10 protein-coding genes, 2 pseudogenes and 1 riboswitch are annotated in these 12,633 nt (G+C 62.1%); of the genes and pseudogenes, 7 read left to right on the top strand and 5 right to left on the bottom strand.

The annotated features are described in order from the left end of the window. Positions 1 to 181 precede the first annotated feature (181 nt). The 4 genes from glnA to H3T90_RS07025 form a co-directional block, all read right to left on the bottom strand. Complete coding sequence (gene glnA / locus H3T90_RS07040) at positions 182 to 1,618, bottom strand: type I glutamate--ammonia ligase (RefSeq protein ID WP_198190952.1); 1,437 nt, start codon at positions 1,616 to 1,618, stop codon at positions 182 to 184. A gap of 145 nt (positions 1,619 to 1,763) precedes the next feature. Next, entirely contained in the window at positions 1,764 to 2,498 is a 735-nt protein-coding gene (locus H3T90_RS07035; protein ID WP_110425462.1) for a DUF4191 domain-containing protein, read from the bottom strand. Positions 2,499 to 2,546: 48 nt separating this feature from the next. Continuing rightward, positions 2,547 to 4,034, bottom strand: a complete 1,488-nt coding sequence (locus H3T90_RS07030; RefSeq protein ID WP_198230067.1) for a dihydrolipoyl dehydrogenase family protein — start codon at positions 4,032 to 4,034, stop codon at positions 2,547 to 2,549. Positions 4,035 to 4,175: 141 nt separating this feature from the next. Beyond that, positions 4,176 to 4,802, bottom strand: a complete 627-nt coding sequence (locus tag H3T90_RS07025; RefSeq protein ID WP_046323086.1) for a DUF3043 domain-containing protein — start codon at positions 4,800 to 4,802, stop codon at positions 4,176 to 4,178. Between the two features lie 66 nt (positions 4,803 to 4,868). Here H3T90_RS07025 and H3T90_RS07020 point away from each other — a divergent pair, with 66 nt between their 5' ends. The 5 genes and pseudogenes from H3T90_RS07020 (at position 4,869) to H3T90_RS09110 (ending at position 9,619) form a co-directional block, all read left to right on the top strand. Continuing rightward, positions 4,869 to 6,245 (top strand): dipeptidase, encoded by a 1,377-nt coding sequence (locus tag H3T90_RS07020; RefSeq protein WP_198230066.1) that lies wholly within the window; start codon positions 4,869 to 4,871, stop codon positions 6,243 to 6,245. A gap of 28 nt (positions 6,246 to 6,273) precedes the next feature. Next, positions 6,274 to 6,389: riboswitch (TPP riboswitch) on the top strand. A 49-nt stretch (positions 6,390 to 6,438) separates the two neighbouring features. Next, positions 6,439 to 7,113 carry an ECF transporter S component gene (locus tag H3T90_RS07015; RefSeq protein ID WP_082097765.1) on the top strand — a complete coding sequence of 225 codons (675 nt, stop codon included), beginning with the start codon at positions 6,439 to 6,441 and terminating at the stop codon, positions 7,111 to 7,113. Beyond that, positions 7,088 to 7,684 (top strand): annotated as a pseudogene (locus H3T90_RS09120) (energy-coupling factor ABC transporter ATP-binding protein); the annotation flags it as partial. The gene H3T90_RS07015 and the pseudogene H3T90_RS09120, both read left to right, overlap by 26 nt. Then, positions 7,658 to 8,581 (top strand): annotated as a pseudogene (locus tag H3T90_RS09115) (ATP-binding cassette domain-containing protein); the annotation flags it as partial. The pseudogenes H3T90_RS09120 and H3T90_RS09115, both read left to right, overlap by 27 nt. Before the next feature lie 42 nt (positions 8,582 to 8,623). Beyond that, a complete protein-coding gene (locus H3T90_RS09110; protein WP_408610699.1) occupies positions 8,624 to 9,619 on the top strand; it encodes an energy-coupling factor transporter transmembrane component T family protein in 996 nt (331 codons plus the stop codon). Between the two features lie 112 nt (positions 9,620 to 9,731). Here H3T90_RS09110 and H3T90_RS07005 read toward each other — a convergent pair whose 3' ends face one another. Continuing rightward, complete coding sequence (locus tag H3T90_RS07005) at positions 9,732 to 10,352, bottom strand: superoxide dismutase (RefSeq protein ID WP_015022073.1); 621 nt, start codon at positions 10,350 to 10,352, stop codon at positions 9,732 to 9,734. A gap of 220 nt (positions 10,353 to 10,572) precedes the next feature. On the opposite strand from H3T90_RS07005, the gene H3T90_RS07000 reads away from it, so the two are divergent. Beyond that, complete coding sequence (locus tag H3T90_RS07000) at positions 10,573 to 11,493, top strand: TrmH family RNA methyltransferase (RefSeq protein WP_198230064.1); 921 nt, start codon at positions 10,573 to 10,575, stop codon at positions 11,491 to 11,493. Between the two features lie 69 nt (positions 11,494 to 11,562). Next, positions 11,563 to 12,630: a phenylalanine--tRNA ligase subunit alpha gene (gene pheS / locus H3T90_RS06995; RefSeq protein ID WP_110413115.1), complete on the top strand. Its 1,068-nt coding sequence runs from the start codon at positions 11,563 to 11,565 to the stop codon at positions 12,628 to 12,630. The last annotated feature ends 3 nt before the right edge of the window (positions 12,631 to 12,633 follow it).

Below are 12,633 nucleotides of genomic sequence, written 5' to 3'. Positions count from 1 at the left end.
TCTGTTTTCATGCCTCTCCTCATTCTGGCCTGACCGCCAGCCGGGATGCCGGGACTGGCGTGTTGCCGTCAATGGGCGGATGCCGATGGTCGTGATAATGCAAAGAGGCCCGACCCTTCAGCAGGAAGGATCGGGCCTTATGTGACCTGGCCGGCTAGTCGGCGTCAGTCGTTATGCGAACTCAGATGTGGAAGTAGAGCTCGTACTCCAGGGGGGTGGGGGCCAGACGGGTCTGGTCCAGCTCGCCGCGCTTCAAGTCCAGCCAGGTCTGAATCAGGTCGTCGGTGAAGACATCGCCTTCGCTCAGGAAGTCGTGATCCTCCTCCAGAGCGTTCAGAGCCTCCTCCAGGGAGCCGGGTACCTGCTTGATCTGGGCATGCTCTTCTGGGGGCAGCTCATAGAGGTCCTTGTCGATGGGGGCCGGTGGCTCGGTATGGTTGAGGATGCCGTCCAGTCCTGCCATCAGCTGGGCCGAGAAGGCCAGGAAGGGGTTGCAGGAGGGGTCGGGGGCGCGGAACTCGATCCTCTTGGCAGCCGGTGAAGTGCCGGCCAGGGGGATGCGGATGGCTGCCGATCGGTTCCGGGCCGAGTAGACCAGGTTGACCGGGGCCTCATACCCGGGCACCAGCCGCTTGTAGGAGTTGGTGGAGGGGTTGGTAAAGGCCAGGACGGACGAGGCATGCTCAATCAGGCCGCCGACATACCAGCGGGCGATGTCGGAGAGTCCGCCGTAGCCATTCTCGTCATAGAAGAGGGGCTTGCCATCCTTCCAGAGGGACTGGTGGCAGTGCATGCCGGTCCCGTTGTCCCCAGCGATGGGCTTGGGCATGAAGGTGGCCGCCTTGCCGGCCAGGGCAGCGGTCTCGTGGACCACGTACTTATACTTCATCAGATCGTCGCCAGCGTGCAGCAGGGTGTTGAAACGGTAGTTGATCTCCTGCTGGCCGGCGCCGCCCACCTCGTGATGGGAACGCTCCAGAATCAGGCCCACCTTCTGCAGGTTGGCAACCATGTCGTCGCGCAGATCTTGGTAGTGGTCGATGGGTGGTACGGGGAAGTAGCCCCTCTTGACACGATTCTTGAAGCCGATGTTGTCGGAGCCATCCTCCTCGACATCCACGCCTGAATTCCATGGGGCCTCGATCGAGTCGACCTCATAGAAAGAGCGTTGCATGCTGTTCTCGAAACGGACCTTGTCGAAGATGAAGAACTCAGCCTCAGGAGCGAAGGAGGCCGTGTCGGCGATTCCGGTGGAGCGCAGGTAGGCCTCGGCCTTGGAAGCGATCTGCCGGGGATCACGCGAGTAGGGCTCGTCGGTCACCGGGTCCACGATGGAGAAAGCCACATTCATAGTGCGATGACGGCGGAAGGGATCCAGATAGGCGGTTTCAGGGTCCGGAATCAGCTTCATGTCGGACTCATTGATGGCTTGGAATCCCTGTACGGAGGAGCCGTCGAAGGCCATGCCGTCCGTGAAGGCGTCCTTGAGAAATTCGCTGGCAGGTACGGTGAAGTGCTGCTGGACGCCGATCAGATCCGTGAACCTGACTGAGACGTATTCCACGCCCTCCTGGTTGATCACAGCTTCGCAATCGGCCTTTGATTTCAGTTCTCTCACTGAACTGCTCCTTTCCTGGAAAACCGTAACGGTCACTCAGTCTAGGGGACCGCTTTTTTCGGTAATGCGCCGCTGAGGTTACGGGGGTGTTTCATGCGAAGGTCCCGGCGCCTCCCTTGGGGAGAGACCGGGACCTTCAAAAACATCAGCGTCCGCGCATGGCCTTGCGGCTGACGTGTATCTTGGTCGGATCGATGCCCTTGGGCATCCCCAAGGCGCTCTGCCGCTTTTGCAGGGTGACCAGCCGGTCGTTGAGGGTCTCCAGCTCAGTGGGTGTCAGCTTGATCTTCTTCTTGATCACGGTGCGCTGGAGCTTGTTGAGCGGGACCTGGTCAGGGCCGTGGCCCACGCTGATGCGGTAGATGGGGATGGCCGATCCGCGGGTGATGCGGCGGATCTTCTCCTCTTCGCGATTCATGGCCTTGTTGACGCGGTTGTAATCGCCCTCGGCTATCAGATAGACCCCGGTGCGGCCGGTGCCCCTCCAGACGGCGTCCTTGGTCTTGGCATCGATCCAGACGGGTTCCTGGGGGAAGGAGAAGCCTGCCTTGGAGATGCTGCTCAGGACGGCGGCGGCAGCACCTGGGCGGCCCTCCATCTTGGCGTAGCCGACTCTGTCGGAGCGCCTGGTCAGGGTCATGGTGGCCAGGAGCAGGCCGACCATGATGCCCAGAAGCACAGTCAGGATCCAGGACAACCAGCCGAAGTGGGCCAGCAGGCAGATCACGACTGCTATCAGTGTGGGCACCAGGATGGCCGCGGCCAGCAGCCAGGGAAGGGCCTTGTCCTCTGCGTGAGTAAATTGATAGATTTTGACGATCTGACTGATCGTGCTGTTCTTCTTTTTTGCCTTTTTGCCCTTGGTGTCCTCTGTAGCCATGCCATCCTCACTCGGAAACGTTCACTGGTTGACCAGTCTACCGCATGCCTAACGCATATTCAGGGGTCTGCCGTCAGCCTTGAGCAGGGCCTCTCCAATGGCTTCCGAGAAGGTGGGATGGGGGTGGATGAGCCCGGCTGCCCGGTGCAGGGGAATCTGGTTGCCCACCAGCTGCTGGGCCTCGGCAATATTCTCGGAGGCTTGGGGAGATACCATCTCTAGACCGACCACTATCTGCTTCTCCATGTCGGTGGCTTGGCAGGCGGTGATCAGGCTGAGGGTGCCCTGCATGCCGCTCATGCGCATGCGCGAGTTGGACATCATAGGGTAGATGGTCTCCCTGACCTGGTTCAGCGATGGATCGTCCTCGGCTTCCTGACGGCTGAAGCCCACGGCTGCGGCCTGGGGGGAGGAGAAGACCACGCGGGGAATGGTGGCCTCGTTGACCGGCTCGGGGTCCAGACCGGATGCGGCATCAGCCAGGGTGATGCCCTGTTGGAAGGCCCTGTGGGCCAGATGGTGACCCGGGGTGATGTCCCCCAGGGCCCAGACCCGATCACGGCTGGTGCGCCCCTGAGAGTCGGTTAGGACCTGGCCATGTTCGTCCAGGTCAATGCCCAGCTCCTTCATGTGTTCGGGGTCAGTATTAGGGTCCCTGCCGATGGCTACCAGGACCAGATCAGCCTCGATTGCTCCCGCCTGGCCCGTGTCGTCAGCCGGTTGGTAGTCGACCTGAATTCCCCCGTTTGCGGGCAGACGGTGACCGCCCGAGCAGCGGGCATGGGTAATAATCTGAATTCCCTGACGCTCCAGCTCCCGGGTCATGATCTGCCCGGTCCGGCGACCCCAGTGGGAGAGCACCCGATCCCGTCTGACCATCAGGGTCACCTGGCAACCGGCTTGACTCCAAATGGTGGCGAATTCCAGGGCCACAGCCCCTGATCCAATAATCAAGGCGCGTCGGGGGAAGGGCTTGAGGGTCAGGGCCCGGTCAGTGTCAATGACCAGATCATCGAAGGGGAGTTCTTCCAGGACCCTGGCATGAGAACCGGTGGCCAGGATGGTGTCGCAGGTGGTCAGGCGTGTTCGATTGCCGTCATCGTCAGTCACTTCTACCAGACCGTCGCCGACGATGGTGCCATGACCATGCACCACAGTGATGCCACGTTGTTTCAAAAGATTCGACAGGCCCCCGGTCATGGCATCCACCATCCGGTCCTGATAATCCTGGAGCTTCTGGTAGTCGATATTGGCCGACTCGACATTGATGCCCATGGCGGCCCCAAGGTCGGCCTGTTCGAGAACCTGTGTGGCGGTCAGCAGGGCCTTGGTGGGGATGCATCCTCGGTTCAGGCAGACGCCGCCAACCACAGGGTCCTGTTCGACCAGGGCCACCCGTCCGCCCAGCTCTGCCGTGCGAAGGGCCGTGGCATAGCCGCCCGGGCCGGATCCGATGATGATGGTGTCGTACTGGCGGCTGTTGGCATCCCAGGGGTCGAGAGACTCTGTACCGGGTTGGTTGATCGATTGCTGCATAGCAATCCATGCTAGCCGTACAGGCTGGGAGAATGAAGACCATTCGCAGAATGTGGAGCGAATACGAAAACCGCCCGGAACCTCAAGAGGAACCGGGCGGTGTGACCGACCGCAGGCAGGGACATCAAAAATAATCGATTGTCACTTGGGCCAGTGCCCACGCTTGCTCTGGTTGGGCTTGGGGACCCGCCAGCGCCGGACCATCATGGCCCGCTGCCAGGCATAGGAGGCCGAGCGTGAGCCCTTGGCCACCGAGCGCTCGCCGAATTTGTCGATCAACAGGCGCTTGAGTTTGCGCCACATCAGCCAGGTATCGACCAGGGCCACGATCAGGTAGCCGTATAGAAGAATGGTCACCACCATGGTGAATGTGGCATAATATTTCGGACCTACGAACATGCCCATCAGGGTGGCCACGAACATGAGGATGATGGCCGGGAAGATCCATTCCAGCAGATTGAAGCGGGCGTCCACATAGTCGCGGATGTAGATTCTCCAGGGCAGGCGCTCCGACTTGGGCATGTGGTCGATGTCGCCGGTCCTCATGGCCTCATACTGGGCATCCTCACGGGCTCGGATCCGGGCCTTGGCGGCCTTGCGTGAGGCCTTGCGGTCCTTGGGGACCAGCGGACGCAGGTTCCTTGCCTCGGCCTGCTTGCGCTTGGGTGTGGGGCGTCCCTTGCCTCGTACCTCTGCAGCAGAGGCGGCCTGGTCCGCCTCAGCCTCTTTGTCCCGTCGATCCTTGCGTGAGAAGGGGTTCCATGTCATGCGAACAGGTTACGGTGACGCCTAGACTCGCAAGCATTGATTCACAAGCAATCACAGGAGGTAGCGATGGCAAAGCTGGGCCTGGAAACGATCCGCACACGTGTTCAGGACGATGAGAGCCGGGTCGTCGATCTGCTCAAGGACAAGATCTCCCTGGCCTCGGTTTCAGCCAAGGGAATCACCGGGGATCACATGCGGCGCTCAGCCGACTATGTGGCCGGACAGCTGCGGCAGGTGGGTGTGGACGCCCATGTGGTCCAGGCAACCAATCCTGACGGGACCCCTGGTGCCTTCGAGGTCATCGGATCCCGTCAAGTGGATCCCAATGCTCCGACTGTTCTGCTCTATGCTCATCACGATGTGCAGCCGGTGCCCGATCCCTCCCAGTGGTCCACTGATCCCTTTACCGGTGTGGAGAAGGAGGGACGGCTCTACGGACGTGGGTCGGCCGACGACGGAGGCGGCATTGCCATCCACTCGGGTGCCTTGCATGCCTTGGGCAAGGATCTGCGCGTCAACGTCAAGGTCTTTATCGAGGGGGAGGAGGAGATGGGCTCGCGAAGCTTCATCCCCTTCCTTCAGGCTCATCGGGACGACTTCGCCTCGGATCTGATTATTGTGGCTGACTCGGGCAACTGGTCGGCGGACACCCCAAGCCTGACCACCTCTCTGCGAGGGAATGCGGACCTGGATGTCACGGTCACAGCCCTGGAGCATCCGGTCCACTCCGGCCAGTTCGGCGGGCCTATTTTGGATGCCAACACTTTGGCTGCCATGCTGATCGCCTCCATGTATGACGACCAGGGTCAGCTCGCGGTGCCCGGCCTGGAGAGCGGCCAGCCTATCGGCGGCCTGCAGCGTGACCTGGACCAGGCCCAGCTGCGTTCAGATGCCGGTGTGGTGGACTCCTACCGGCTGGCTGGAACCGACTCCCTGGCATCCCGTCTCTGGACCAAGCCGGCAGCGGCGGTGATTGGCTTCGATGCCCACCCGGTGGAGGGCTCCTTCAACGTGCTGGCCGACAAGACCCGCTTCCGCATTTCCCTGCGCACCGCGCCCACCCAGCGGCCCGAACAGGCCGTACAGGCCCTGACTGATTTTCTGGTCGGCCATGCACCTCAAGGGGCCAAGGTGGAGGTCACCCCTAGCGGCTTGGGCATGGGATGGGCCATGGATGCCGAAAGCCCGGTAGTCAAGCAGGCTGAGGATGCCATGCGGCAGGCCTTTGGACGCGACCCGGTCAACAAGGGCGAGGGCGGATCCATCCCCTTCATTCCCGAGCTCAAGCGGCTATTCCCTGAGGCCCAGGTCCTGGTGACCGGCCCCGAGGATCCCCAGTCCAACGCCCACAGCCCAAATGAGTCCATCTCCCTGCAGGGGCTGGTCGACAACATCATCACCGAGGCCCTTTTGTTGGATTCCCTAGGCGAGGGTCAGAACTGACTTTTTTGACCACGGCGTGTTCTAAGGTAATAGGTGACACGGGGGCCGTATGCCTGAGGGCGTGCGGCTGAGAGGAGGCTCAGCCTCAACCGGACGAACGTTTACCGGGTAATGCCGGCGCACGGATGTCACTGGACCCGTGCCTGAACGGGATGGCGCTCATAGGGAGCGCCCCGAGGAAAGGCACAAGATCATGACCGATGGTCATTTCATAAACAACACTGCTTCTGGATCAGAGCCGGAGTCTGAAGGAACTCCATCCCAGGTCAGAATCCCCTCCAAACGGTGGAGGGTGGTGGATATCGCCGTAGCCTCGGTCATCGGGGTGGCCTCCGCCGTCATCTACTGGGTGGTCGCCATGGTAACCACCATTCCCTGGTCCTTCCTGGACGGGGTTGTGCCCGGTCTGGGCGGCATTCTCAACGGCCTCTACCTGTTCGCCGGGCCCCTGGCATCGGTCATCGTGCGCAAACCGGGTGCTGCCGTCTATGCCGAGCTGGTCGCCGCCATCCTGGAGTCGCTGCTGGGCAGCCTTTGGGTGCCTGTGGAGACCATACTGATCGGCCTGCTTCAGGGCTTCATGGCCGAACTGGTCTTTATGCTGCTGCGTTACCGGCGTTGGAACATGTCCACGGTGGCACTGTCGGGTGCTGCCGCTGGTTTCGGCTGCTGGCTGTACTCCTTCTGCACGCACTTGCAGGCCATCAACCTCACCGGCCCCTATGGTGTGATCTATCTGATAGCCACCCTGATTTCGGGCGCTCTGATCGCCGGAGTACTGGTTTGGTACCTCTACAAGGCCATTGCCGCCACCGGGGCTCTGGACCGCTTCGCCTCCGGCCGTGATATTCGTATGGCCGGGAAGTAGAGGCTCGGGCGTGGATCAGAGCATCCAAGACAATCCCTATCGACCCGCAGCCTTGGAACTGCGTGGCTGGGGTTATCGGCATGCCTACAGGAACCACTTCGCCGTCAGGGATTTGTCCCTGAGCATTCCTGCAGGTCAGCGGGTGCTTCTGCTGGGAGCCTCCGGCATTGGCAAATCGACCATCCTTGAGGGTGTGGCCGGGTTGCTGGGCGATCATGCCCCGCAGAGTGGCCAGGACCAGGTTGAGGACGATGAAGGCGGAGTGACCCAGGGCCAGGTCTTGATTGACGGCAATCCTGCCGTATCCAGCCGGGGGCGTGTGGGCCTGGTCCTGCAGGATCCGGATGCGCAGGCCATCTTTCAGCGACTGGGCGACAATGTGGCTTTCGGGCCCGAGAACATGGGGCTGCCTCCTGAAGAGATCTGGCCAAGGGTGCGGAAGGCCATGGCCGAGGTGGGTTTGGCTGACCTGCAGCTGACTCGGTCCACCATGCATCTGAGCGGAGGGCAGATGCAGCGTCTGGCCCTGGCGGGTGCTCTGGCCATGCAGCCTGGGCTGCTCCTGCTGGACGAGCCCACGGCCAATCTGGACCCGGTCGGTGTCGAGCAGATAGTCGATGCTGTCAGAAAGGTCCTGGATCGGCAGGGCTCTACCATGATTCTGGTCGAACACCGGGCAGGGCCATGGATGGACATGATCGACCGGGTCATCGTGCTTGGGCTGGGTGAGGTTGAAGACAATACCGGCGGATCGGGCGCTGCGGCCTATCGCAAGACCGTGATCATGGCCGACGGCAGCCCCGAGGAGGTCTTCACTGATCCTGGCCTGGATCTTGCCGCCTTGGGCATATGGGTTCCCGAGGCTTATAGGAGTGTACGGGATTCGCTGCCTGAGCTTGGATGTGACCGGGGCCAGGCTGGGCAATCCGGCCCCAGTCAGGATGATCATCCCGTCTTGCTGGCTGCAAATGATCTGGCGGTGGGCCGTCAGGGCCGGGCGGTTGCCGAACACATCAATCTGGAATTCAGGGCTGGGCAGGTCACTGCCCTGGTCGGAGCCAACGGGGCTGGCAAATCCACGCTGGCTATGACTCTGGCTGGTCTGCTGGAGCCAGTGGCTGGTTCGGTCCTTGCCCAGGATCGTCTGCTTCAGGGACCTCAGGGGCATACGCCTGCGGAGTCCGAGCCCATACGATGGACCTCATCCCAGCTGGCGGCGCGCATCGCCTATGTCTTTCAGAATCCCGAGCATCAGTTCGCCCGAGGCACGGTCCTGGATGAGGTCAAGCTGGCCCCCATCCGCACCGGCATGACCGAGGACCAGGCCCAGGCCCGCGCCCTGGGATTGTTGGGGCGTTTCAGGTTGAGGCAGTACGCGCGTGCCAACCCTTACACGCTCTCTGGCGGCGAGAAGCGGCGGCTCACCGTGGCCTCAGCTCTGGCCGCTGCACCCCAGGTGCTGATCCTTGACGAGCCCACCTTCGGCCAGGACAGGAACACCTGGGTCAGCATGGCCCAGCTGATTGCAGACCTGCGCGACCAAGGAGCCTGCATCATCCTGGTCACCCACGACCGGGAACTTGTCCAGGCCCTGGATGCCCGCCTGGTGGAAATGACGCCTCCGGGATTCCAGAAGGCCGTCTGGCCTGTAGCCGGGTCAGATTTGCAGGCTCATCAGGAGACTGTTGCTGCCAGACTGACCGTCACGCCCATGGATCAGCGGGACGAGCCGATCAAGCCGGCCAGCAGGTCGCCATACATAGCATCCATCAATCCGGCCTTCCGTCTGATCGGGGCCTTTCTGGCGGCTCTGCCCCTGTTGATCAGCCTGGACCCGGTCTCGGCCACGACGGCCCTGATCCTGGAGTTCCTGCTGCTGGGTACTGCAGGCTTCACGCCCCTGCGCGTGGTCAGATCCACCTGGCCCATCTTTCTGGGGGCGCCAGGTTCGGCCCTGGCGATCATCCTCTATGGCAAGAGCGGCGGTGCCACCTTCTGGCAGTGGGGGATGATCCACATCACCCAGCGCTCGCTGGACCTGGCCCTGGCTACTGCACTGCGAATCCTCGCCATAGGAATCCCCGCCATCATCACTGTTCTGGGCATCGATGCCACCGACCTGGCCGACGCCTTCAGCCAGGTGCTCCATCTGCCTGACCGCTTCGTCTACGGGGGACTGGCAGGTATGCGGCTTTTTACTGTCCTCAAGGACGATTGGACGGCTCTGACCGCCTCGCGCCGTAGCCGTGGACTGGGTGATGAGAACCGTTTCAAGGCTTTTATGCCCCAAGCTTTCGCCCTGCTGGTCCTGTCCATCAGACGTTCGACGACCTTGGCCACGGCCATGGAGGCTCGAGGCTTCGGTGGCAGCACACCGCGCACCCATGCTAGGGTCTCCCAGGTCAGCCCACGTGATGTGGGCTTCCTGCTCATATGTCTATCTGTGCCTGCAATCTCACTGACCGTGGCTGCGCTGAACGGTTCCATCGCCTTCTTCGGCAACTGACTGTCAGGGTTTTCCGCAGCAGACTCCAGATATGGAGGGACCCCGGTCCTTTCCACCTCCCGCAGAGAGGGGAAAGGACCAGGGTCCGCCTGTGGTTGGAAGCGCCGGTCTTTTACCTGGCCAGAGTGGTGTTGATGTTGCGCACCTCGTCGAACCGCTTGGAGGCGTCCTCCCAGTTGACGATGTGCCACCAGGCCTTGACGTAGCTTGCCCGGTCGTTCAGGTACTCCAGGTAGTAGGCGTGCTCCCAGAGGTCCAGCAGGACCAGCGGGAAGATGGTGACTGGCAGGTTGCCCTGGTGGTCGTACATCTGCAGGGTGACCAGGCGCTCGCCCAGCGTATCCCAGGCAAGGACGGCCCAGCCGGAGCCCTGGATGCCTGCGCACATGGACTCGAAGTAGGTCTGGAAGCCCTGGAAGGACCCGAACTGGTCCTCGATGGCGGCCTTGAGTTCGCCAGTGGGCTCCTGGCCGATGGCCGGGGCCATGTTCTTCCAGAAGATGGAGTGGTTCTTGTGCCCGGCCAGGTTGAAGGCCAGGTTCTTCTCCAGCAGGTTGGACTGGGCCACGTTGCCGGACTCGGCCGCGTCATGGATCTGCTCCAGGGCCTTGTTGGCCCCGTTCACATAAGCCTGATGGTGCTTGTCATGGTGCAGCTCCATGATCTTGCCGGACACGTACGGCTCCAGTGCCGAGTAGTCGTAGGGCAGATCGGGAAGTGTGTATACGGGCATATTGTCTCCTCACAATGATTCTGGCCAAGCCAGATGTGCCATGGTCGGTCTGCGCCATACCAATGACGGACGTGGTCGACCCGACCAGTTCTTTTACCCTAGCCCCTTGTCCGGCGAGCACAAGGGGCGCAGGCCTTTCTTTCAGTGAACTTTCCCACAGATGTAGGCCGATTGGGGTCCGATCGCAGAGCTCTCGACTGTCGGGGCTAGAGTTGAGCCCATGCCCTTTGATGATTCCCTTCTCGACAATCCCCGTGCCCAACGAATTCGTCGCCTGGCTGAACTGCAGGACCGGCGGGCCCGGCAGCGTCATGGCCGCTTCCTCATAGAGGGGCCGCAGAGTGTGCGCGAGGCGGTCCGCTGGCGTTCTGACCTGCTGACTGACCTCTATATTCAGTCGGACGAATCCTCTCCTGCAGCCCGGGGCGGTCATCCGCGGCCGCTCAACGAGACTGTGGGCGCCATCATGGAGCAGGCTCGGGAGCTGCCTGACTGCTACGGACATTTCGTCTCCGCCAGGGTCATGCGTGCCATCAGCGGCAATGCACAGGGGATCGTGGCCCAGGCGCGTACGGACGGATTTCTGACACAATCGATGGACTTCGAGGATCCCCAGCGCCTGAAGAAAGAGGGGCCCGACCTGGTGGCAGCTTTCTGGCAGATTCGTGACCCGGGCAATGCTGGCACTGTGATCCGCACTGCCGATGCCGCTGGCTGCAAGGCAGTCATCCTGGTGGACCAGTGCGTGGAACCCACCAATCCTAAGGTCATTCGCTCCACGGCTGGCTCGGCCTTTCACATACCCCTGATGACCATGGGCACCGAGGACTTCCTGGCCCTGTGCAGACGGCAGGGTCGGACCATGGTGGCGGCCGATGTCTATGGAACACCGGACAAACCCGTCCGCTCCCTGGCCGATCTGATGGCGAGCGGAGCCCTGACCATACCAGACTCGGCGGGTCGGCCCATGGTCCTGCTCTTCGGCAATGAGGCACGCGGACTGCCCAACGAGTTGCTGCAGGCCATGGATCAGATCGTCCGCATCCCTATATACGGGCGGGCTGAATCCCTCAACCTGGCCACCTCTGCTGCGGTGCTGCTCTACGCCATGGCCATGTCGAGTCGTATTGAAAGAATGTGAAGGCGTCAACGACCGGGATTTCCGCTGATTTGCGGCCCGGATACGGCATTGGCAACAGTGGAAAGGTCCATGGTGGCACAGGAAGAATTCGACCCCGCGGCGATGACCGACGAGGTCAACGAGGGCATCGGCAGAATTCGCGAGGCCTCTGATCTGGAAGAGCTCAAGGCGATCAAGGCCCGGTATGCGGGGACTGGTTCAGCCCTGGCCGGATCCGGTCGGATTATCGGTACGCTGCCAGCGGATCAGAAGAAGACCGCCGGCCGCCTAGCTGGCAAGCTCAAGGCTGACTTTGGCCGCGCCTACGGGCTCAAGGAGCGGCAGCTGCGCCAGGAGGAGGAATCCCGCCGTCTGGCTGCCGAGCAGGTGGATATGACCCTGCCTGTCAACCGCCATCCGCAGGGTGCCCGGCACCCACTTTCCAAACTCATGGAGGACGTGGAGGACTTCTTCGTCTCCATGGGTTGGAGCATCGCCCAGGGGCCCGAGCTGGAAGCCGAGTGGTACAACTTCGATGCCCTTAACTTCGGCCCTGACCATCCTGCCCGCCAGATGCAGGACACCTTCTATGTCAAGGGCAGCCAGGCCAGGGACGCCGCCGGTTTCGTCGGCTCCAACATGGTCATGCGAACCCATACTTCGCCCGACCAGGCCCGTTCCCTGATAACCCGCGGCGTGCCGCTCTATGTGGCCTGCACGGGCAGGGTCTTCCGCACCGATGAACTGGATGCCACCCACACCCCGGTCTTTCACCAGTGCGAGGCCATCGCCGTCGACGAGCACCTGACCATGGCCGACCTCAAGGGCACCCTGGACAAGCTCGCCGTTGCCATGTTCGGTCCCGAGGCCCGGACCAGACTGCGTCCCTCATACTTCCCCTTCACCGAACCCAGCGCCGAGATGGACCTCTGGTTCCCCGACAAGAAGGGCGGCCCTGGATGGATTGAATGGGGAGGCTGCGGCATGGTCAATCCCAACGTTCTGAGGTCGGCCGGCGTGGATCCGCAGCGCTACTCAGGCTTCGCCTTCGGCGTGGGCATGGAGCGCACCCTGCTCCTGCGTCACGACATCAACGACATGCACGACCTGGTCGAAGGTGACGTGCGATTCAGCCAGCAGTTCGAGATGGGGGAGTGACCG

It is taken from the genome of Bifidobacterium polysaccharolyticum, assembly GCF_016101585.1.
Lineage (GTDB): Bacteria > Actinomycetota > Actinomycetes > Actinomycetales > Bifidobacteriaceae > Bombiscardovia > Bombiscardovia polysaccharolytica.
The sequence above is the reverse complement of the archived record's forward strand: the minus strand, read 5'-3'. Positions and strand labels throughout refer to the sequence as shown.